General features: G+C 68.9%; 20 protein-coding genes. 12 read left to right on the top strand and 8 right to left on the bottom strand.

Annotated elements, in window-relative coordinates:
* Positions 1-118: 118 nt before the first annotated feature.
* Both CFB46_RS23220 and CFB46_RS23215 read left to right on the top strand, forming a co-directional pair.
* Complete coding sequence (locus CFB46_RS23220) at positions 119-571, top strand: MarR family winged helix-turn-helix transcriptional regulator (protein ID WP_027782543.1); 453 nt, start codon at positions 119-121, stop codon at positions 569-571.
* 154 nt (positions 572-725) lie between these two features.
* Positions 726-1,145, top strand: a complete 420-nt coding sequence (locus CFB46_RS23215) for an organic hydroperoxide resistance protein (protein WP_089501419.1) — start codon at positions 726-728, stop codon at positions 1,143-1,145.
* Positions 1,146-1,257: 112 nt separating this feature from the next.
* Here CFB46_RS23215 and CFB46_RS23210 read toward each other — a convergent pair whose 3' ends face one another.
* Together CFB46_RS23210 and CFB46_RS23205 are read right to left on the bottom strand one after the other, a co-directional pair.
* Complete coding sequence (locus tag CFB46_RS23210; protein WP_080681241.1) at positions 1,258-1,434, bottom strand: DUF3563 family protein; 177 nt, start codon at positions 1,432-1,434, stop codon at positions 1,258-1,260.
* Between the two features lie 76 nt (positions 1,435-1,510).
* Positions 1,511-2,620, bottom strand: coding sequence for an extracellular catalytic domain type 1 short-chain-length polyhydroxyalkanoate depolymerase (locus CFB46_RS23205; RefSeq protein WP_089501418.1), 1,110 nt, complete (start codon positions 2,618-2,620; stop codon positions 1,511-1,513).
* Between the two features lie 261 nt (positions 2,621-2,881).
* Here CFB46_RS23205 and CFB46_RS23200 point away from each other — a divergent pair, with 261 nt between their 5' ends.
* The 4 genes from CFB46_RS23200 to CFB46_RS23185 all read left to right on the top strand — a co-directional run bounded on the left by CFB46_RS23200 (position 2,882) and on the right by CFB46_RS23185 (position 5,948).
* Positions 2,882-3,580: a phosphatase PAP2 family protein gene (locus CFB46_RS23200; RefSeq protein WP_089501417.1), complete on the top strand. Its 699-nt coding sequence runs from the start codon at positions 2,882-2,884 to the stop codon at positions 3,578-3,580.
* A 119-nt stretch (positions 3,581-3,699) separates the two neighbouring features.
* A complete protein-coding gene (gene modA / locus CFB46_RS23195) occupies positions 3,700-4,494 on the top strand; it encodes a molybdate ABC transporter substrate-binding protein (RefSeq protein WP_089501416.1) in 795 nt (264 codons plus the stop codon).
* A 10-nt stretch (positions 4,495-4,504) separates the two neighbouring features.
* Complete coding sequence (modB, locus tag CFB46_RS23190; RefSeq protein ID WP_027782538.1) at positions 4,505-5,182, top strand: molybdate ABC transporter permease subunit; 678 nt, start codon at positions 4,505-4,507, stop codon at positions 5,180-5,182.
* 64 nt (positions 5,183-5,246) lie between these two features.
* Positions 5,247-5,948, top strand: a complete 702-nt coding sequence (locus CFB46_RS23185) for a sulfate/molybdate ABC transporter ATP-binding protein (RefSeq protein ID WP_027782537.1) — start codon at positions 5,247-5,249, stop codon at positions 5,946-5,948.
* A 163-nt stretch (positions 5,949-6,111) separates the two neighbouring features.
* Here the strand turns inward: CFB46_RS23185 and CFB46_RS23180 are convergent, their stop codons facing one another.
* The 3 genes from CFB46_RS23180 to CFB46_RS23170 form a co-directional block, all read right to left on the bottom strand.
* Entirely contained in the window at positions 6,112-6,948 is an 837-nt protein-coding gene (locus CFB46_RS23180) for a TOBE domain-containing protein (protein ID WP_089502314.1), read from the bottom strand.
* 53 nt (positions 6,949-7,001) lie between these two features.
* Entirely contained in the window at positions 7,002-8,642 is a 1,641-nt protein-coding gene (locus tag CFB46_RS23175; RefSeq protein ID WP_089501415.1) for a CHAD domain-containing protein, read from the bottom strand.
* A gap of 139 nt (positions 8,643-8,781) precedes the next feature.
* Positions 8,782-9,165: a tautomerase family protein gene (locus tag CFB46_RS23170; RefSeq protein ID WP_027782534.1), complete on the bottom strand. Its 384-nt coding sequence runs from the start codon at positions 9,163-9,165 to the stop codon at positions 8,782-8,784.
* A 113-nt stretch (positions 9,166-9,278) separates the two neighbouring features.
* Between CFB46_RS23170 and CFB46_RS23165 the strand changes: the two genes are divergently transcribed.
* A complete protein-coding gene (locus tag CFB46_RS23165) occupies positions 9,279-10,136 on the top strand; it encodes a LysR family transcriptional regulator (RefSeq protein ID WP_027782533.1) in 858 nt (285 codons plus the stop codon).
* A gap of 54 nt (positions 10,137-10,190) precedes the next feature.
* Here CFB46_RS23165 and CFB46_RS23160 read toward each other — a convergent pair whose 3' ends face one another.
* The gene (locus tag CFB46_RS23160) at positions 10,191-11,243 is read right to left on the bottom strand and encodes an RNA-guided endonuclease InsQ/TnpB family protein (RefSeq protein WP_089501414.1); all 1,053 of its coding nucleotides are present in this window, start codon (positions 11,241-11,243) and stop codon (positions 10,191-10,193) included.
* A gap of 89 nt (positions 11,244-11,332) precedes the next feature.
* On the opposite strand from CFB46_RS23160, the gene CFB46_RS23155 reads away from it, so the two are divergent.
* The 4 genes from CFB46_RS23155 (at position 11,333) to CFB46_RS23140 (ending at position 15,129) form a co-directional block, all read left to right on the top strand.
* Positions 11,333-12,256 (top strand): DMT family transporter, encoded by a 924-nt coding sequence (locus CFB46_RS23155; RefSeq protein ID WP_089501413.1) that lies wholly within the window; start codon positions 11,333-11,335, stop codon positions 12,254-12,256.
* A gap of 67 nt (positions 12,257-12,323) precedes the next feature.
* Positions 12,324-13,103 (top strand): sensor histidine kinase, encoded by a 780-nt coding sequence (locus CFB46_RS23150; protein WP_089501412.1) that lies wholly within the window; start codon positions 12,324-12,326, stop codon positions 13,101-13,103.
* A 75-nt stretch (positions 13,104-13,178) separates the two neighbouring features.
* Positions 13,179-14,522, top strand: a complete 1,344-nt coding sequence (locus CFB46_RS23145; protein ID WP_089501411.1) for a hemolysin family protein — start codon at positions 13,179-13,181, stop codon at positions 14,520-14,522.
* Positions 14,523-14,544: 22 nt separating this feature from the next.
* Entirely contained in the window at positions 14,545-15,129 is a 585-nt protein-coding gene (locus tag CFB46_RS23140) for a thiamine phosphate synthase (RefSeq protein ID WP_089501410.1), read from the top strand.
* Positions 15,130-15,196: 67 nt separating this feature from the next.
* On the opposite strand, the gene CFB46_RS23135 is transcribed toward CFB46_RS23140, so the two are convergent.
* Positions 15,197-16,849, bottom strand: a complete 1,653-nt coding sequence (locus CFB46_RS23135; RefSeq protein WP_089502313.1) for a DUF3459 domain-containing protein — start codon at positions 16,847-16,849, stop codon at positions 15,197-15,199.
* A 319-nt stretch (positions 16,850-17,168) separates the two neighbouring features.
* Between CFB46_RS23135 and CFB46_RS23130 the strand changes: the two genes are divergently transcribed.
* Positions 17,169-17,876 (top strand): class I SAM-dependent methyltransferase, encoded by a 708-nt coding sequence (locus CFB46_RS23130; protein WP_089501409.1) that lies wholly within the window; start codon positions 17,169-17,171, stop codon positions 17,874-17,876.
* Positions 17,877-18,030: 154 nt separating this feature from the next.
* Here CFB46_RS23130 and CFB46_RS23125 read toward each other — a convergent pair whose 3' ends face one another.
* Positions 18,031-18,684 carry a DUF1345 domain-containing protein gene (locus CFB46_RS23125; protein ID WP_027782525.1) on the bottom strand — a complete coding sequence of 218 codons (654 nt, stop codon included), beginning with the start codon at positions 18,682-18,684 and terminating at the stop codon, positions 18,031-18,033.
* Positions 18,685-18,708 lie beyond the last annotated feature (24 nt).

Raw genomic sequence — 18,708 nt, 5'->3', positions numbered from 1 at the left:
CCCTGATCGCCCCTGGTCGCCCCTGGTCGCCTCTGGTCGCCCCTGTTCAACGCGATCTTTTGCGCGCAAAATAATTTGCGTACAAATCGTTCGCGCAACCATCGCGCTTCCCCGAATCATGGATCGCCTGCCTCCGCTGCCCCAGACGCTCGACGAGCAACTGTGCTTCGCGCTTTACTCGACTTCGCACGCGATGACGAAGGCGTACAAGCCGCTGCTCGACAAGCTGTCGCTAACCTACCCCCAATATCTCGCGATGCTCGTGCTGTGGGAACGCGACGACATGGCCGTGAAGGACGTCGCCGCGCGGCTCGACCTCGATCCGGCCACGGTTACGCCGCTGCTCAAGCGGCTGGAAGCGCTCGGTTACGTGGAGCGCGTGCGCAGCGCGACTGACGAGCGCGTCGTCAACGTGCGCGTGACGCCGGAAGGCCGTGCGCTGAAGGATCGCGCGCGCTCGGTGCCCGCCGACCTCTTTTGCGCGATGCAGCAAACGCCCGAATTCCTGATCAGGCTGCGCGCCGATCTGCAGCAGTTGCGCGACGCGCTGTCGGTGGCCAACGACCGCTGACACTCGAGCGCCGACCGACTCGCCCGGCGCCGCCGGGTTTTTCTTGCAAATTTCATTTGCACACTAATAATTTGTGTTCTATATTTTACTCGTGGCCGGCGACACCCCGTCTCACCGGCCCGCTTTTTCCCCTCTTCCCGACAGGAGCTGCACGATGAACATTCTGTACAAGACCAGCGCCACGAGCACGGGCGGCCGCGACGGCCGCGCGGTATCCGCCGACCACAAGCTGGAAGTGAAGCTGGCCGCGCCCCGCGAACTCGGCGGCACGGGTGCGGAAGGCACGAATCCGGAGCAACTGTTTGCCGCAGGTTACTCGGCCTGTTTCCTGAGTGCGATGAAATTCGTCGCGGGCCAGAACAAGCAGGCGCTGCCGGCCGATACGCAAGTCACGGCGGAAGTGGGCATCGGCCCGAACGATGCAGGCGGCTTCGGGCTCGACATCGAGCTGCGCGTATCGCTGCCGGGGTTCGACAAGGCCGACGCGCAGGCGCTGGTCGACAAGGCGCACCACGTGTGCCCGTATTCGAACGCCACGCGCAACAACGTACCGGTGCGCCTGACGGTCGTCTGACGCGACGCAGGTTCGGCAAAATGCAAAAAGGGCGCGTGCGGCATGGTGCCGCACGCGCCCTTTTTTTGCGCGAATCGTCGAAATGGCGGGCCGGCAGGCCCGCGTGCGCCGCTTAGCGCGCGCCGATCGAATACGGGCGGTTCAGCGCCGCGTCGCGATCGATCTTGCGCATGCGGAATTCGAGGTCGTAAATATCGGTGGCTTCGGCCAGGTACGCGTCGGCGCGCTCTTTCGCGGCCTTTTCAGCATTCTTGGTCAGCATCAGGAAGAGGTGGCTCAGCAGGTACATGTTCGATCTCGCAAAGGTTCTATGACTAGGGTTTTCCCGAATTATAGGGAAAACCCTAGTCTTTGGCCAGCGTCAATCAAACGATGCGTCGTTCGGCCGCCACAGTGCGCTGATTGGCGGCAAAAAAGGCCCAGATCATCGCACTTGCGTCGGGGCCGACTGCCGCGTGAAACGGCACGGCTTCGTCGCCGCCGGCCCACGCGTGATCGAGCCCTTTCACGTGGCAAAGCCGCACCACCGGCTCGCCGTCGCGGCACACGTCGGTAATCTGGGCGCCGGTTTCGCGCGTCTCGACCCGCTCGCCGCCGCGCAACGCGCCCCGGCTGTCGGCGAGGCCGTTCAGGCGCATGAACTGCACGGTCAGTTGATCGGCATTCTTCGGCGCGACGACCCGATCGCCGTCGCCCTGGACGATCAGCGCGGGCATGCCCGGATACGCGCCGGCTTCGACCAGTGCATCGACCGCCGCGGCCGGATTCTCCCGCAGGCCGCGCCGCATCACGTCCATCGCGGCGATGCCGGAATTCGCCTCGCCGAGCGCGGGACCGGAGTGCAACGCGACCGCCGCGAAGCGCTCCGGATGGTGCAGCGCAAGAAGCGATGCGAGGCCCGCGCCGGCCGACAGCCCCGCGACGTAGACGCGCGATGCGTCGAAGCCGTGCTCATCGACCAGCGCGTCGACCAGTGACGCCACCGCGTCCGCCTCGCCCCGCCCCGCACGATCGGTGTCCTCGTACCAGTGCCAGCAACCATGCGCATGCGCGCGCAGCGACTGCTCGGGATACAGCACCGCGAAGCCGTGCTTGTCGGCCAGCAGGTTCATCCGCGTGCCCTGCGCGAATTCATCGACGGACTGCTGACAGCCGTGCAGCATCACGACGAGCGGCATCGCGCCACGCCGGCGGCCGGGCGGCACGTAAAGCCCATACGCGAGATTCTGGACGAGGCGGCCGAGCGCGGGCGCCATCGGATGTTCGCCGCGCGTCCACTCGCCCGCCGCCCATGCCGCCGCGCGCGGCCGTACGCGCGATTCGCGTGGCGGGGACGGATCGGACACGGCTGGCGAGGCCGCAGCCTCGAGTGCGTCGCGGGTGATGCGCTGCGCATCGCGCGCCGCTCGCTTGGCGGCCGGAGACAGCATGCGTTTCACGCCGCCCAGCCACACCTTGGTCAGACTTTTGGTCATCGATCGGGCTCGCAGTCAGGAAAAATAGGGGCGCCATCAGAGCGCTATAACGGATGCATCGTTCGACTTTGTGCAATGCACCATAACATTGTTTCCAGGATTTTTCCTGCACGCCGATCGTTCCCGCCGGCGATGCAAAAACGGGCCTCATGCGGACGCGGCGCTATACTGAGGGCTTGGTCGCTTGTATCCGTTGTAGTCGTTCTGCCCGGCTCGCGCGTTGATTTAAGCATTCTCCCCGCCTTCGTTCGCCCCTTCCCGATGTTCGACTTGCCCGTTCACCTGTGGATCATGATCACCGCGTTCGGCGGCGCCGGCCTGACCTTGCCGCTCGCGATCACGATCGCCGTCTGGCTCGCGCTCGGCTACTCGTGGCAGCGCGCGGCCGCGTGGCTCGGCGTGCTCGCGGCCGCTATCGGCGTGGTGGCGCTCACGAAGATCGCGTTCCTCGGCTGGGGCATCGGCATCCGCGCATGGGATTTCACCGGGTTCAGCGGGCATGCGATGCTGTCGACGTCGGTCTATCCGGTCGCGATTTTCCTCGCGCTGATCCGCACGCGCACGCCGGTGCGGATCGCCGGCATCGCGCTCGGGCTCGCGGCCGGCGTCGCGGTCGGCGTGTCGCGGGTCGCGCTCGACGCGCATTCGCCGTCCGAATCGGTCACCGGCTGCATCGTCGGCGCGATCGCCGCGCTCGCGTTTATCGCCGGCTCGTGGCGCGCGACGCCGCACCGCTGGTCGGTACCGGCGGTCGTCGCGAGCCTCGCGCTTGTCACCGTGGCGCTGCACGGCCTCACGGTGCCGTCGCACCGTTGGGTCACCCAGGTCGCGCTGCAACTGTCGGGCCACGAGCGCCCGTTCGTCCGCGCGCGCTGGAAGGCCAACCCGAACTACCACCCCGCATCGCAACCGTCGTCGCTGCAGCGCACTGAATCGGCACCGCATACGCTTCACGCGTGACGGCTACCCCTTTTTACGTCTGACCATTTCATGCGCACCGTCGCATGAGCAGTATGTCGAGCGTTATAACCCGCCCTATATTACGATTACGGTTTCCACCCATTCAAAACGAATTCGCCATGCGCTCAACCGTCCGTCCGCTTCGCCGCGCCCTGCTTCGCCTGCTGCCGATCGCCACGCTTGCCGCCGGGGTCGCGTTCAGCGCGCCTGCTTCCGCCGCTGACGAACTGGTCGTGTCGGCGGCCGCCAGCCTGACGAATGCATTCAAGGCGGTCGGCGACGCGTACGAGAAGCAGCATCCCGACACCAAGGTGCTGTTCAACTTCGGCGCATCGGACGTGCTGATGCAGCAGATCGCCAAGGGCGCGCCGGCCGACGTGTTCGCGTCGGCCGACCAGAAGGCGATGGATCGCGCGGTGAGCGAGAAGGTGATCGTGCCCGGCACGCGCCGCGATTTCGCCGCGAACTCGCTCGTGCTGATCGTGCCGGCGGACAGCCACGCGGCCGCGCCGACGTCGCTGAACGACCTGACCGCGCCCGGCGTGAAGCGCATCGCGTACGGCGACCCGGCCTCGGTGCCGGTCGGGCGTTACACCGAAGGCGCGCTACGCGCGGCCGGCGTGTGGGACGCCGTCAGCGCGAAGGGCGTGCTGGCCGCCAACGTGCGCCAGAGCCTCGACTACGTCGCGCGCGGCGAGGTCGACGCGGGCTTCGTGTTCGGCACCGACGCCGCGATCATGCCGGGCCGCGTGAAAGTCGCGCTGACGGTGCCGACCCAGACGGCCATCACCTACCCGATCGCCGTGGTCAAGGACAGCCGCCACGCCGCGCAGGCGCAGTCGTTCATCGATTTCGTCGCGTCGCCGCAGGGCCAGGCCGTGCTGTCGACGTTCGGCTTCAAGCCCGCCAAGTGAGCGTATCGCGATGCAAGACGCCTGGGTCCCGCTGCTGCTGTCGCTGAAGGTTGCCGGCTGGGCGACCGCGCTCGACATCGTGCTCGGCGTCGCGGCCGCGTTCGTGCTCGCGCGGTGGCGCTCGCCGCTGCGCGACGTCGTCGATTCCGTGCTGACGCTGCCGCTCGTGCTGCCGCCGACGGTGCTCGGCTATTACCTGCTCGTGCTGCTCGGCCGGCGCGGCGTATTCGGCGCATGGCTCGACAAGCTCGGCATCGAGCTGGTGTTCACGTGGCAGGGTGCGGTGATCGCGTCGATGGTCGTCGCGTTTCCGCTGATCCTGAAATCGGCGCGCGCGGCGTTCGAGGGCGTCGATCCGCATCTGGAGCGCGCCGCGCGCACGCTCGGGCTCGGCGAAGTCGCGGTGTTTTTCCGCGTGACGCTGCCGCTCGCCGCGCGTGGGATCCTCGCGGGGGCGCTGCTCGCGTTCGCGCGCGCGCTCGGCGAATTCGGCGCGACGCTCATGATCGCCGGCAATCTGCCCGGCCGCACGCAGACGCTGTCGGTCGCGATCTACGCGGCCGTGCAGGCCGGCGACGACGGCACGGCCAACTTCCTCGTGCTGGTGACGTCGATCACCTGCGTGCTCGTGCTGCTCGCGACCGGCTGGCTCGTGCCGTCACGCGCCCGGCGAAGCCAGCTGACATGAAGCGCCCGTCCCGTCCGTATCGCCGGCGTCGCCAGGCGGCCGGCTTGCTTCGGCGGAGGGTCGAATGAGCCTCGTCGTCGATATCCGCAAGACCTATGCGAACGCCGAGCGCCGCTTCACGCTCGACATGTCGTTCACGGCGACGACGCAGCGCGTCGTGCTGTTCGGACCGTCGGGCGCTGGCAAGAGCATGACGCTGCAGGCGATCGCCGGACTGCTGACGCCCGACGAAGGCACGATCGCGCTGAACGGCGAGCCGCTGTTCGACGCCGCGCGCCGCATCGACGTGCCGACCCGCGAACGCCGTGTCGCGTACCTGTTCCAGGACTACGCGCTGTTTCCGCATCTGAACGTGCGGCAGAACATCGCGTTCGGGCTCACGTCCGGGCTGCGCAACCCGCGCGCGAAGACGGCGCCGCCGGAGGTCGCGTACTGGCTGCGCGCGTTCGACCTCGAATCGCTCGCGGGGCAATATCCGTCGCAGTTGTCGGGCGGGCAGAAGCAGCGCGTGGCGCTGGCGCGCGCGCTGGTCGCGCAGCCGCGCATCCTGCTGCTCGACGAACCGTTCGCAGCGCTCGACGGCGCGATGCGCCAGCGCATGCGTCATGAGCTCGCCGAACTGCAGGCGCGGCTCGACATCCCGATGGTGCTGATCTCGCACGATCCCGACGACGTCGCCGCCTTCGGCGATCAGGTCGTGCAGTTGAGCGAAGGACGCGTGCGGGCGAGCGCGCCGCACGCCGAGTGGCCGACGCGCGTCACCTGAGCGCGCGACGCCGTGGTCGTGACCGTGGCGCTGGCCGCCACGTTGAAGCCTGAGAGACGCCGCGTTGCGGCACATGCTGAAAGCGGAAACGAAGCCGGTGCGATGCAGACGGGTGCGGCACCGGCTTCGCCCCGCCCCGCGGCGAGCCGCGCTGCCCGCCGGGTCAGCCCGTCACCGCCAGAATCACGCTCGACGCCTTGAACAGCGCGATCGCGCGCCGGCCCGCATCGAGCTGCAACGCGTCGACGCTGTCGTTGGTCACGACGGCCGTCAATGTCCCGCCGCCGTCGAGCGCCAGCGTCACCTCGCTGTTCAGCGCACCCGCCGCGACGGCTTCGACGCTGCCGCACAGCTGGTTCCGCGCCGACACCTTCAGGTCGGGCCCGCCATCGTCGACCGCGAGCACGACCCACGACGCCTTCACCAGCGCGCACGCGCTCGCGCCTTCCCGCAGCCCGAGCGCCTCGGCGCTTTCGTGCGTCAGCACGGCGACGACGGATTGCCCGCCAGGCAACGCAAGCGTCACCTCGTCGTTGACGGTGCCGCGCACGATCGCCGCGACCTTGCCGAACAACTGGTTACGCGCGCTCGTCTTCATCCCGATCCGGCCGATCAGCGCCCAGTCGACGTCGAAGCCGGCAACGGCCGCGCTCGCGGCCTCGATGAAGCGGCGATGCTCGCGCTCGATCGTGCTGAATGCGGCGATCAGCGACGTCGCGCGCGGCGTCAGCGTCGTGCCGCCGCCGCCCTTGCCGCCGGTCGAACGCGCGACGAGCGGTTCGCCGGCGAGATTGTTCATCGTGTCGACCGCGTCCCACGCGGCCTTGTAGCTGAGGCCGACGGCCTTCGCCGCGCGCGTGATCGAACCGGTGTCGCCGATCGCCGCGAGCAGTGCGATGCGCGTCGCGCCGCCGAGCGTCTGTTCGCCGGCGCGCAGCCACAGCTCGCCGCCCAGTTCGAGCGGTCCGGCAGACGAGGAAGAATGCGGTGCGTCGGTCATCATCGGCATGCGTGCGGGAAACGGGCGGCCATTATAGGGGCGGCGCGCGGCGCTCAGCCCGGCTTGCCGCCGAGCTTCGGCGCCCGCAGGCTGGCCAGTAGCGTCTCGGCGTCGCGCGCCGCCCGCTGTTCGAGCGCGGCGCCGTAGCCGCGAACGAAACCGAGCTGGTACGGCGGCGCCGCCAGTTGCTCGAGATGATGCAGCGCGACCATCGCGTCGTTCGCCTCGCCGAGCACGCTCTGCACGCGCGCCAGCGTCTTGATCGTCTCGTTGCGCGTGCGGCGCGACGCCAGCGACGCGAAGAATTCGAGGGCGTAGCGCAGCCGCTTCGCGTCGATCCGCACCTGATGGCGTGCCGCGGTGTCGAGCGACGTGAGCGACGGCGATCCGTAGAGATGGCCGAACAGCCGCCGCACGCGCTTGGTCGCGTGACGCCGCAGCGACGGCGCGGCGTCGCCGTCGGCCGCCGGCAGCGCGAGCGCGCTCAGCCATTCGAGCCAGCCGAGCGTGAGCCGCGCATAGCGGGCCGAATGCAGCGCCTGCCGCAGCTCGACGCGCGCGGCCGTCGACTGCGCGCGGGCGGCGTCGAGCGTGCCGTCCCAGTCGCCGCCGCCGCCGTCGGCCTCGATCAGCGCGGGCAGACTCTCGGTCGCGAACACGTCCCAGTCGCGCACCGTGCCGAGCAGCGCGGCGAGCCAGCGCAGGTCGACGCCGAGCGTGTCCTTCCATTGACGGTCGGTGAAGCGCGGGAAGAAGCGCATCAGCGTACGCAGTCGGCGCAGCGCGACACGCATCTGGTGCACGAATTCGGGATCGTCGCGATCGAGCACGCCGCATTCGTTGCCGAGCCACTGCGCGGTGATGTCGCCGGCCAGTGCGAACAGCGCGGCGCGCTGGGTACGGATGCCGGTCAGGTCGACGGACTGCGCCTTGACCAGCGCGGCAGCCACCGGCCCGCCCGAACAGGCGCGGTCGATCACGCTCGTCAGTTGCACGAAGGCGGGCCACGCGCCGCTCAGTTCGCGCGCCGCGGCAAACAACGCGTGCAGCGCGGCCGTGCGCGCGGCCACGGTCTCCCAGTCGGGCGCGGCCAGGCGCAGCTCGACGTAGCGGCGCGGCGGCTCGCCGCCGCCGCCGTGCAGCGTGATGTCGTCGAGCGTCATTTCGACCACGACGCCGCTGTCGTCGGCCCAGCGCCCGCGCCGCCGTTCGCTGACGAGGCGCAGCGCCGACGCTTCAGGCTGCGCATCGGCGGCGTGCGCGGCGGCGTTCGGCGCGACGCCGTTCACTTCGGCAGCCGGCGCGTCGGCATCGGCTGCGTTCGCTGCAGCGGTCGCGAGCACCGGCCGCGGCGTCGCGACGACGATACCCGCGTGCTCCGCGTCGAACAGCTCGCGCTGTGTGACACCGGGGGCGAACGTCCCGGTGCGCGATGCGACGACCCGCGTGCCATGCGCGTTCGATTCGACCCAGGTCCACCAGTTCGCGCCGGGGCTCCGCTCGGCCTCCTCGATCTGGCATGGCTCGATCGTCACGCGCTCGTGGCCGCGCCGCATCCGGACCTGCGGGCAGATCCGCCACGCACGCACGAGTTCGGCGCCGAAGTCGCGCTGCGCGCCCCGGGCGCGGCTTGCGCCCTTGACCGGCCACCCTTCCAGCGACAACGACAACACGATTTCCAGCACACGCGACATGGAGGCTCCTGCACATGAAGGATCGCCGGCGCATCGACCGCGCCGGCGTCGCTCGTGAAGCAGCTTCCATAGTACACGCCGCCAAAACGCGCAGGTGTCGATCCGGCCCCGTCGCCCTGCGGCAGGTCAAGCCGGCACGTCATACGGCGTATTGCGCGATGCCGTTGCCGAACGACCAGTTCTCCTTCAGCACCTCGACGAGACCGATGAATACGTCCTGCTGCCGTACGCCGGGCTCCTGCGCGAGGTTCTCGACGATCGTCCGGTACAGCGCCCGCTTCTGCTCGAGCGTGCGCGTGTTGTTCGCGGTGATCTGGATCATCACGAGATCGTCGCTGCGCTCGATATCGTAGTAGTGACGGCCGAACACGAAGTTCTCGGCCGCGTGCTCGGTCACGACCATGAAGATGTCGTCCTCGGGGACGTTGAACGTCTGCATCAGCGCGCGGTGCACGCCGTCGACGAGGGCCCTGCGGTAGGCGGCCGGCTTGCCTTCGCGTACGGCGATACGGGTGAATGGCATGGTCCTGCTCCTGTCGGTGAGTAGCGTTGAAGAACGAAAACACAGCGTCAGGTTAGGCGCGCCGATCTATAATGAACAGTCATTGATCAATATTTCATTTATTTTCATTTGAAATGAAAGTCCTCGATCTCGATGCCGTCCGCGCGTTCGTGCTGGTCGCCGATCTCGCCAGCTTCACGCGCGCCGCCGAAGCGCTCGGCACCACGCAATCGGCCGTCAGCCTGAAGCTGAAACGGCTGGAAACCCATCTCGGCAAGCCGCTGCTGGCGCGCACGCCGCGCGTCGTCAAGCTGGCCGCCGACGGCGAGAATTTCCTGCCGGCCGCCCGCGCGCTGCTCGACGCGCACGAGCATGCGCTCGGCGCGATCTCGAACGGCACGGTTCGCCTGTCGCTCGGCGTCAGCGAGCACGTCGCGGTGCCCGACCTGCCGGCCGTGCTCACGAGCCTGCACCGGCAGGATCCGGGGTTGTCGCTGGAAATGCATCTCGGGGCGTCGACGGGCCTGCTCCCGCAATACGACGAACGGCGGCTCGACGCGGTGATCGTCCGGCACGAGCCCGGCGAAGATCCGCCGCGCGAAGACGGCACGCCGCTGTTCACCGAGCCGCTGGCCTGGCTCGCCGCGCCCGACTGGGCGCCGCGCGCCGGCGAGCCGCTGCCGCTCGCGGTGCTGGCCGGCCCGTGCGGCGTGCGGGCCGCCGCGCTGCGCGCGCTCGACCGCGCGGGGCTGCCATGGCGCGAGCGCTTCACGGGCGGCGGGGTCGCGGCGGTCACGGCGGCCGCCGCGGCGGGGCTTGCCGTCTGCCCGCTCGCGCGGCGCGTCGCCCCGCGCACGCTGGTCGACGTCGGCGCGAAATTCGGGCTGCCGCCGCTGCCGCCATCGCAGGTCGTGCTGTATTCGCGCGTACGCGACGCCCGGGCCGCCGCCGCGCTGCGCAGGTTTGCCGACAGTCTTGCAATCTCGGCGTAAACTAGCGGGCGCCGCCACAATCTCCAGACGAATTCCGTTGACGTCCTCCTCTCCCTAAAGGGAAAGGATTCCCACACCTGGCGATGCACGTCCGCATCGGAGAATGTTCAGCGCAGCGTTGATATCACGATCATGCACGACACCACAGCCATCGCAGGCCCACTCTCTCATTCTCAGTCCCGCGATACCTTTCGGCCGCGTCGGGCTGTCTTTCGATCCGCACGCCGAACAGGACTGGGTCGAACCGCTTTCGTCCACTTCTTCGAACGTGGCCCCGTGCGCGATCGCTTTATAGCGGAGCTTGTTTCGGAAGGACGACCAGGATGCGTCGTAGACGCTCTTCGCCATCCTGGTTCTGGCGAGTTTTGCGGCCGACACGTTGCCGACCGCGATGTAATCGAAGCGCCGCACCAGATCGAGCGCGAGCTTGTGTTGGAAATCGGCACGCGCATTCGCGACCTTGGCGTGCAGCTTCGCGATATGTCGCTTGTGCTTTCGTGCTCGCTGCGCTTTCGCCAGCTTTTCCGCCGCTCGTCGACCGAACTGGTCATTGGGCAGTTTCTCGCCGGTCGAAAGTGTGGCGAAGTCTTTCAGGCCGAGATCGATGCCGACACCGGAGCGGATCGAGCGGGCCTGCACATCGGGCATCTCGATCACGATATTCAGGAACCAGTTGCCGCGCGCATCCCGCGCGAAGTTGGTCCCGTCCTTGATCTTGCCTTCGGGAAGCGGTCGGCTGTTAAACACGCGAAAGGTGTTGCCGGCGAAACGGAACGCGTCGCCCTCGCGCTTCAGGTCACGTCCCTTCAGCGGCACCCAGCCGAGCGATTTCCTGCCGCGATAGCGCAGGTAGGGCCGACGGTGCTGACTGCGCGACTTCGCATATTGCTCGCACGTCGCGTTGATCGTGCCGGAGTGGATGTCGAGTTCCTTGCTGCTCCCCGTCGTCAGCACGTTCAGGTCGAATCCTGTAGGCCACTTCTTGCCCCACTTGAGCGCGTGCTTCTGCGTGTCATTGCAGAAGTTCCAGACGTAGTTCACCGCGCGGCTCTGCTTGTTAAGCAGTCCGTTGAGCGATTTCACCCGGTAGCGATAGACAAGAATCATGCAGGTGATCCTAACCCGTGGAAGAAGCTGTCTGTCAACAGCACGCCTTTCCTCCCCGTCCTGAAGGACGGGGTTTCTCGGAGCAACTGATGAAGCCCGACGCCCGCAAGCACCTCCGCGCCAATCTGCTGATGCTCGCCGCCGCCGCGATCTGGGGCTCCGCTTTCGTCGCGCAACGCCTGAGCCTCGACGTGATCGGGCCGTTCCTGTTCACCGGGCTGCGCTTCCTGCTCGGCGCGCTCGCGCTGGTGCCGCTGCTGATGGTGAATCCGGCGTCGCGCGCGCAGCTCGCGGCAATCCGGCGCGAACCGGCCCTGCTGCTGCCGGGTCTCGCGCTCGGCGCGCTGCTCGCCGTGTCGATCTCCCTGCAGCAGTTCGGCCTGCAATACACGCGGATCGCCAACGCCGGCTTCATCAGTTCGCTGTATGTCGTGATCGTGCCGCTGATGGGCGTGTTCGCGCGCCACCGGATCGGCGCGGGCACGTGGTTCGGCGCGTTGCTGGCCGCGATCGGCCTGTATTTCCTCAGCATCGACGAGCACTTCTCGGTGCTCTACGGCGACTGGTTCCAGCTCGCGGGCGCCGTCATCATCGCCGGGCACGTGATGGCGGTCGGCCATCTCGCGAAACGCCACGATCCGCTCGTGCTCGCGTTCCTGCAGTTCGTCGTGTGCGGCATGGCATGTCTCGCGGTCGGCCTGGCGGTCGAACCGGTCAGCGTCGCGATGCTGCGCGGCGCGCTGCCGACGCTGCTGTACGGCGGGCTGCTGTCGGTCGGCGTCGGCTATACGCTGCAGGTCGTCGCGCAACGCGACGCGGCGCCCGCACACGCGGCCGTGATCTTCAGCATGGAAGGCGTGTTCGCGGCGATCGCCGGCTGGGCCGCGCTCGGCGAAACGCTGACGCTGCGCGCGCTCGTCGGCTGCGCGCTGATGCTGGCCGGCTTGCTCGCGTGCCAGTTGCTGCCGAACGGCGACGCACGGAAAAAGGACGAGGACGCGCTGCCGGCGTGACGCCCACCGTCCCTATAATGGCGATTCGCGTGACTTCCACGCCAACCGCTTCCGACAGGCCTGCTCCGTGACGTCCACTTCCGTCGATCCCGCCGCCGACCTGCTGCGCGAACGCGCAGCGCACTACGCCGCCCAGGCGGCGCTGTTCCTGCGCGACCAGGCGCTCTCCACCGCGTCGCACGACCTGCGCAGCCCGCTGAATGCGATGCACAGCTGGGCCTACGTGCTCGAGCGCCAGCTCGCCAATGCCGATCCGAACCTGCAGCGCGCGCTCGCGGGCATCCGCACGGGCATCGACCAGCAGGTCGCCCTGATCGACGACGTGCTCGACGCACCGCGCGCGGAAACGCGCATGCTCGCGCTCGCGCCGCGGCCGTTCGCGCTGCGCGCGCTGCTCGACGAGACGATCGCGCTCGTGCGGTTCGCGCTCGCCGACGCACGGCAGGTCGCGCTCGACACGACGCTGCCGGACGGCGAGCCGTCGCTCACCGTCGATCGCGAACGTGTCGCGCAGGCGCTCTGGACCATGCTGACGACGGCCGTCGAGGCCAGCGCCGCGGGCAGCCGCGTCGCGTTCGCATGCACGCGCGACGGCGCGCAGTTCACCGCGCGCGCCACCTGCACCGTGGACGCCGGCGTGCTCGTCGATCCCGCGCAGCCGCACGCGCTCGAATCGTTCGCCCGGCGTGAAATGCTGCGCGAGCGCGACGCGAAACGCAGCGCGTGGACGCTCGCGCTGTGCCAGCGCGTCGCACTCGCGCACGGCGGCACGTTCGCGCACGACATGTTCGCCGACGGCGCCGCCACCACCCTCACGTTCTCGATTCCCTGCGAGGCGCCGGTGTAAGCACGCGGCGGCCAACACATTACAAATTCCTTTCCGGCTCTATACTGATGGGCCTGTCATAACCGGAGCGATTCTTTGTTACAGATCTTCGCGCTCATCGGCGCGTTGTTCCTGGTGGCCCTGAACGGGTTCTTCGTTGCGGCCGAATTCGGCCTCGTCAAACTCCGCGCGACGCGCGTCAAGACCCTCGCCCGCAAGCACGGCCTGCGCGGGCGCATCCTCAGCATCGTGCATGGCCGGCTCGACGCGTATCTTTCCGCGTGCCAGCTCGGCATCACGCTCGCGTCGCTCGGCCTCGGCTGGGTCGGCGAACCGGCGTTCGCGCAACTGATCGGCCCGCTGCTCGACGTGATCGGCGTCCACTCCGAACGCGTCGTGCACCTGATCTCGCTCGTGTTCGCGTTCTCGCTGATCTCGTTCCTGCACATCGTCGTCGGCGAACTCGCGCCGAAATCGATGGCGATCCGCCAGCCGGAGAAGGTCGGCCTGTGGGTCGCGCTGCCGCTCTACGCGTTCTACTGGGCGATGTATCCGGCGATCTGGGTGCTCAATACCAGCGCCAACGCGGTCCTGCGGCTCGCGGGGCTGTCGGCCGACCACGGCGGCGACGCGCACTATTCGACCGACGAGCTGAAGCTGATCCTGCGCAGCCGCCGCAGCGCGGCCGGCAATGCGGCCCAGCCGGCGCGCGGCACGTACACCAACGACGAGTGGAACACGCTCGCGCACTCGCTCGATTTTTCGTCGATGACCGTGTCGGACCTGATGCGGCCGGCCCATGAAATGATCGGCCTGCGGCGCGACCTGCCGCTGCCCGACAACATGGAGATCGTCGCGCGGCACCGCTTCAGCCGCTATCCGCTGTTCGAGGATGCGTCGCGCGAACAGGTGAGCGGGCTGATCCACCTGAAGGACCTGTTGCTCGCGCGTCACGCGGGCGCCGCGCTCGAGGACCTGTCCGACTACGTGCGCCCGGTCCAGTACGTGAAGCCCGACACGCCGGCGCTCGAGCTGTTCCGCCGCTTCCGCAAGGGCGCCCCGCACTTCGCGCTGGTCGGCAACAAGGGCGAGAAGCCGATCGGCTTCCTGACGCTCGACAACCTGCTCGGCGCGCTGGTCGGCCAGATCCACGACGAGTTCCGCCAGGGCGATGCCGACTGGAGCCGCCTCGACGACGGCACGCTGATGGGCAAGGGCAGCCTGCCCGTCGTGTCGCTCGAACAGGCGCTCGGCATCGACATCGACGAAGGCCGTGCGGAATCGGTCGGCGGCCTCGTGATCCAGGCGCTCAGCGACCTGCCGACCGAAGGGCAGCGCGTGGCGTTCGATCGCTTCGACGTCGTCGTGAAGAAGATGAACGGGCCGCGCATCGTGCTCGTGCGCGTCTACCCGAGGGTCGCGAAAGAGGCCGACGAATGACGGCCGCGCGTCGCGTCGCGCGATGAACGGGCCGCTGCCGCGCTGCTGCGTGATCACGCCGGAACCGGCGTCCGCGTCGGCGGCCGATCGGGCCGCGTTTCTCGACCGGCTGTCGGCCGTGCTCGCGCGCGGCGAAACGCTCGTGCAACTGCGCGTGAAATCGCTCGACGCGGCCGCGTTCGCGTCCCTGGCCGCCGCGGCGCTCGCGCGCTGCGACGCAGCCGGCGCGTATCTGATGCTGAACGGCCCGATCGATGCAGCCGGCGTGATGCGGCTCGACGGCGCCGGCTGGCATCTCGACGGCACCGCATTGCGCGCCGTCGCGCAACGGCCGCTGCCGGCCGGGCGCCGGGTGTCCGCCGCGTGCCACTCGCACGACGACCTGCTGCTGGCCGCGCACGCGGGCGCGGATTTCGTCACGCTGTCGCCGGTGCTGCCGACGCTCAGCCACCCCGGTGCGCCGACGCTCGGCTGGGCGCAATTCGGCACGCTGGCCGCACAGGCCGCGATGCCCGTGTTCGCGCTCGGCGGCATGACGCGCGCGCATCTCGACGACGCGCGCCGTCATGGCGCGTACGGCATCGCGGGCATTCGCGGGTTCTGGTAATTCGGTGCCTTCCGGCAGCGCGGCCGGGCAGGACCGCCCGGCTTCGGTGCTTCACGCGTTCATCGCGTCAGGCGTTCAGGTTCGGACGCATCCCGCGCCACGAACCGTCGTCGACGCGACGCACATCGTGCGTCAGCGCGTAGCGATTGACGTCGCCCGTCAGCCACGCGACGAGCGAATACGGCGGCAACTCCCCATCATCGACCCGGTCGCGCGCGCGCGCCGGCGTCTCGAATACCACCCGCCCTCGCGGCGCGTCGAACGGCACCGCATCGGGCGACAGGTTCAACGCGATCGTCAACGTTTCGTCGTCGGCGAGCCGCCATGATGCGCACAGCGCGTCGGCATCGCCGTCGCCGTCCGCTTTCAGCGCACGGGCGTCCTGCGGCCGGCAATCGGACAGCCTCGGCGCGATCAGCTTCGCGCGCACCGCGAGCGCCGACTGCACGAAATGCGCGCGGTCGATGTCGCGCGCGGTTTCGTCGAAGATCAGCGGGATCTGCGGCGTGAGCAGCGACAGCGCAAGCCCGGCCAGACCGGCCGCCTGCCCGTGATCGCCCGGGCCGCTGTCGCGCCATGCGCCGTCGGACAATACGAGCGACGTCAGCGACAGGCCGCCGTCGACGCCCATCCCGTCCGCCGACGCGGCCGGCTGGTACGCCGCGCCGGCCGCCGTCAGCGCGCGGGCGAGCGTGTGAATCGACTGGTGCGTGGAAATGCCTTCATGCGCCGACGTGTCGCGCCCCGTGAGCCGGTGCAGCGCGCGTTCGCCGCAGCCGTTCCACTGGGCATCGAAATGGGTATCGGCGAGATGGGCCGGATGCCGCTCGCTGCCGAGTACGAGATGGATCAGCCGGTCGGCCGGCACGGCGGCGCGCACGCGATCCGCGATCTCGCGCAGCCACGACACGCCGATCCGGTCGGCTTCGCGCAGGCGCAGCCCGTCGCAGCGGTATTCGTCGATCCAGTACAGCGCGTTGTCGCAGAAGAAATCGCAGACTTCCGGATGATCGAGCGCGAGCGGCGCGGCCTGCAGCGGATCGTCGCGCGTATGGAAGAACGGCCCCGCGTAGTGACGCAGCGCATCGGTGCCGCTGCCGAAGCGCGCGTAGTCGAGCTCCAGCAGCACCGCGAGACCGTAGCCGTGCGCATCGTCGATCAGCGCCTTCAGCGCATCGGGGCCGCCTTCGGCCGCGAGCGGCGCGAACGGCAGGCTGTCGTGCGGCGACGCGAGCAACTCCAGCGCGGTCACGCCGAGCCGCGCGAGCTGCGGCAGGCGGCGGCGCACGCCGTCGAAGCCGCCCACCGCGTGCGGACGGATCGCATAGAGCGCGATGTCTTCCCACGCGCGCCCGTGCCAGAACGTATTGCGCCACGTGAACGCGCGCGGATCGACGACCTCGCTCGGGCCGTTGAGCCCCTCGGGTTGCGAGCGCGATGCGGGATCGGGAATCGACACGGTGTCGTCGAGGCGATAGCGGTAACGCGCGCCCGCGCCGCAGTCGACGAAGACTTCGAACCAGTTCGGGCCGGCGCTCGACATCGGGACGAGCGTCGGGCCGTAGCCGGTATCGAGTTCGAGCTGAACGTGTGCGCTGCCGGGCGCCCACACGCGGAAATGCGTGCGCGGTGTCGTGCAGAGCGCGCCGCAGGGCTGCGCGCCAAACGGCAAACAATGGATGTAGTGCTGCGCGTACGGATCGTGCGGACAATCTGACATCATGCGCTCCTCGTGCGTACCGAGCGGCATGGCCGCGCCGATGGCGCAGCGCATCGGGGCCCGGCATGCGAAGCCAGGCTGGGGGAGAGAAACGAGTATGCGCTGGATTCGCCATCGCGATGCATCGTGGTCAGACATTTTTAAATGCGAATCGACCCCGGCAAAGCGCCCCCTTGGAAACCGGCCGACGCACGCCGACGAGTCGGGTAGTCGGCATACCGGAATGACCGCTCGCCTTGTTGCGCCGGCCGCGTGCCCCTACGCTCTGCGTCATGCCCCGCGGACACGTCGTCCGCTCCCCGACCCGAGGAACTCCGCCATGTCGCTTCCCGCCAGCGCCGCGAAATTCGATCCGTCGCGCGCACACGAATACGCCGAGCAATCGCGCATCGCGCTCGCCGGCTACGATGCCTGTCACGAACTCACCGCATGCATGCTCGCGTCGGCAGTCGGCGTGCCCGATGCACGGATGCTCGTCGCGGGCGCGGGCGGCACGGGACAGGAAATCTGCGTCGCGGCCGCGCTCGAACCGGGCTGGCGATTCACGGCCGTCGACCCATCCGCGCCGATGCTCGCGCTCGCGCGCTCGAACGTCGAAGCCGCGGGGTTCGGCGCGCGTACGACGTTCGTCGAGGCCGGCGTCGACGCGTTGCCCGACGCGCCCGCGTTCGACGGCGCGACGCTGATCGGCGTGCTGCATCACGTGCCGGGCGACGACGCGAAAGCCGCGCTGCTGCACGCGATCGCACGACGCCTGAAGCCCGGCGCGCCGCTCGTGCTCGCCGGCAACCATCGCCGCTACGCGGACCACCCTCGCCTGCTCGACGCCTGGCAGCAGCGCTGGCGCATGAAAGGCGCCACGCCCGACGCCGTGCGCGCGCAACTCGGGAAGATCCTGCAGGGCGCCGATCCGCCCGCGTCCGAGGAAGCCGTGTTCGCGCTGCTGCGCGAGGCGGGCTTCGATGCGCCGCTGCGTTTTTTCGCGAGCCTGTTCTGGGGTGCGTGGATCGCGGTGCGGCGCGCATGACGGGTCGATGCGGCGCGCAACGCCATTCAGGCACGCGCCGATGCCGTTCTTCTCGCGGCCGATCGCGCGCGCTCTCGCCGCGATCGATGCCCGGCCGGCCTACGGGCGGGCGCTGGAACGCGACCGCCGGCACGCCCCTCCCGAGTAACCGGCGTCAGTTCAGCAACCCCGCCGCGACGTTGATCGACAAGCCGAGCACGGCCATGTTGAAGTAGAACGACAGGACCGACTGCGCGAGCACCGAGCGCCGCGCGGAGCGATTCGCGAGCGACACGTCGGCCGTCTGCGACGCGACCGCGAGCGTGAACGCGAAATACAGGAAATCCCAGTAGTCGGGCTCCGGGTTGCGGTCCGGGAAACGGAGCGCGCGATCGCTGCTCGGCGAGCCGTAATAGAGCCGCGCATAGTGCAGCGTGAAGATCGTCGGAATCAGGAACCACGCGCCGAACAGCGTCGCGCCCGTGATCGCGTAGTGGCTGAGTCCCGCGCTGAAGCCGACGCTCTTCACGGTCGCGAGTTCGATCGCGATTGCCGCCACGCTCGCGACGGTCGCGAGGCACACGACGGTCAGCACGGTCGTCGCGTTTTCATCCTCGCGTATCGCGACTTCGCGCACCTTGTGATGATGCGCGGTGACCATGCGCACCCACATCAGCACCAGGTACAACCAGACCGCGCAATCCCAGCCGATCAGCGCCCGCGCTGTGGGGCGCAGCTGAAACGGCAGCAGCACCGCGCACAGCACGCCGGCGACGAAAGCCGCGACCATGCGCGGCCGGTTGCGTAATACCTGCGGATAAAACGTCATCGCGTGATTCCGAAAGCAAATGGA

Source organism: Burkholderia sp. HI2761, assembly GCF_002223355.1.
Taxonomy (GTDB): Bacteria; Pseudomonadota; Gammaproteobacteria; order Burkholderiales; family Burkholderiaceae; genus Burkholderia.
This window is presented reverse-complemented; position numbering and strand designations above follow the sequence as displayed.

What these genes read in the sequence shown, in the direction of transcription:
- CFB46_RS23205 (WP_089501418.1), bottom strand. Translation starts at nt 2,620, where the DNA reads ATGACCAAAAGTCTGACCAAGGTGTGGCTGGGCGGCGTGAAACGCATG.
- CFB46_RS23185 (WP_027782537.1), top strand. Translation starts at nt 5,247, where the DNA reads ATGAGCCTCGTCGTCGATATCCGCAAGACCTATGCGAACGCCGAGCGC.
- modB (WP_027782538.1), top strand. Translation starts at nt 4,505, where the DNA reads ATGCAAGACGCCTGGGTCCCGCTGCTGCTGTCGCTGAAGGTTGCCGGC.
- CFB46_RS23220 (WP_027782543.1), top strand. Translation starts at nt 119, where the DNA reads ATGGATCGCCTGCCTCCGCTGCCCCAGACGCTCGACGAGCAACTGTGC.
- CFB46_RS23130 (WP_089501409.1), top strand. Translation starts at nt 17,169, where the DNA reads ATGTCGCTTCCCGCCAGCGCCGCGAAATTCGATCCGTCGCGCGCACAC.
- modA (WP_089501416.1), top strand. Translation starts at nt 3,700, where the DNA reads ATGCGCTCAACCGTCCGTCCGCTTCGCCGCGCCCTGCTTCGCCTGCTG.
- CFB46_RS23135 (WP_089502313.1), bottom strand. Translation starts at nt 16,849, where the DNA reads ATGTCAGATTGTCCGCACGATCCGTACGCGCAGCACTACATCCATTGT.
- CFB46_RS23160 (WP_089501414.1), bottom strand. Translation starts at nt 11,243, where the DNA reads ATGATTCTTGTCTATCGCTACCGGGTGAAATCGCTCAACGGACTGCTT.
- CFB46_RS23125 (WP_027782525.1), bottom strand. Translation starts at nt 18,684, where the DNA reads ATGACGTTTTATCCGCAGGTATTACGCAACCGGCCGCGCATGGTCGCG.
- CFB46_RS23170 (WP_027782534.1), bottom strand. Translation starts at nt 9,165, where the DNA reads ATGCCATTCACCCGTATCGCCGTACGCGAAGGCAAGCCGGCCGCCTAC.
- CFB46_RS23155 (WP_089501413.1), top strand. Translation starts at nt 11,333, where the DNA reads ATGAAGCCCGACGCCCGCAAGCACCTCCGCGCCAATCTGCTGATGCTC.
- CFB46_RS23165 (WP_027782533.1), top strand. Translation starts at nt 9,279, where the DNA reads ATGAAAGTCCTCGATCTCGATGCCGTCCGCGCGTTCGTGCTGGTCGCC.
- CFB46_RS23175 (WP_089501415.1), bottom strand. Translation starts at nt 8,642, where the DNA reads ATGTCGCGTGTGCTGGAAATCGTGTTGTCGTTGTCGCTGGAAGGGTGG.
- CFB46_RS23140 (WP_089501410.1), top strand. Translation starts at nt 14,545, where the DNA reads ATGAACGGGCCGCTGCCGCGCTGCTGCGTGATCACGCCGGAACCGGCG.
- CFB46_RS23200 (WP_089501417.1), top strand. Translation starts at nt 2,882, where the DNA reads ATGTTCGACTTGCCCGTTCACCTGTGGATCATGATCACCGCGTTCGGC.
- CFB46_RS23180 (WP_089502314.1), bottom strand. Translation starts at nt 6,948, where the DNA reads ATGACCGACGCACCGCATTCTTCCTCGTCTGCCGGACCGCTCGAACTG.
- CFB46_RS23215 (WP_089501419.1), top strand. Translation starts at nt 726, where the DNA reads ATGAACATTCTGTACAAGACCAGCGCCACGAGCACGGGCGGCCGCGAC.
- CFB46_RS23210 (WP_080681241.1), bottom strand. Translation starts at nt 1,434, where the DNA reads ATGTACCTGCTGAGCCACCTCTTCCTGATGCTGACCAAGAATGCTGAA.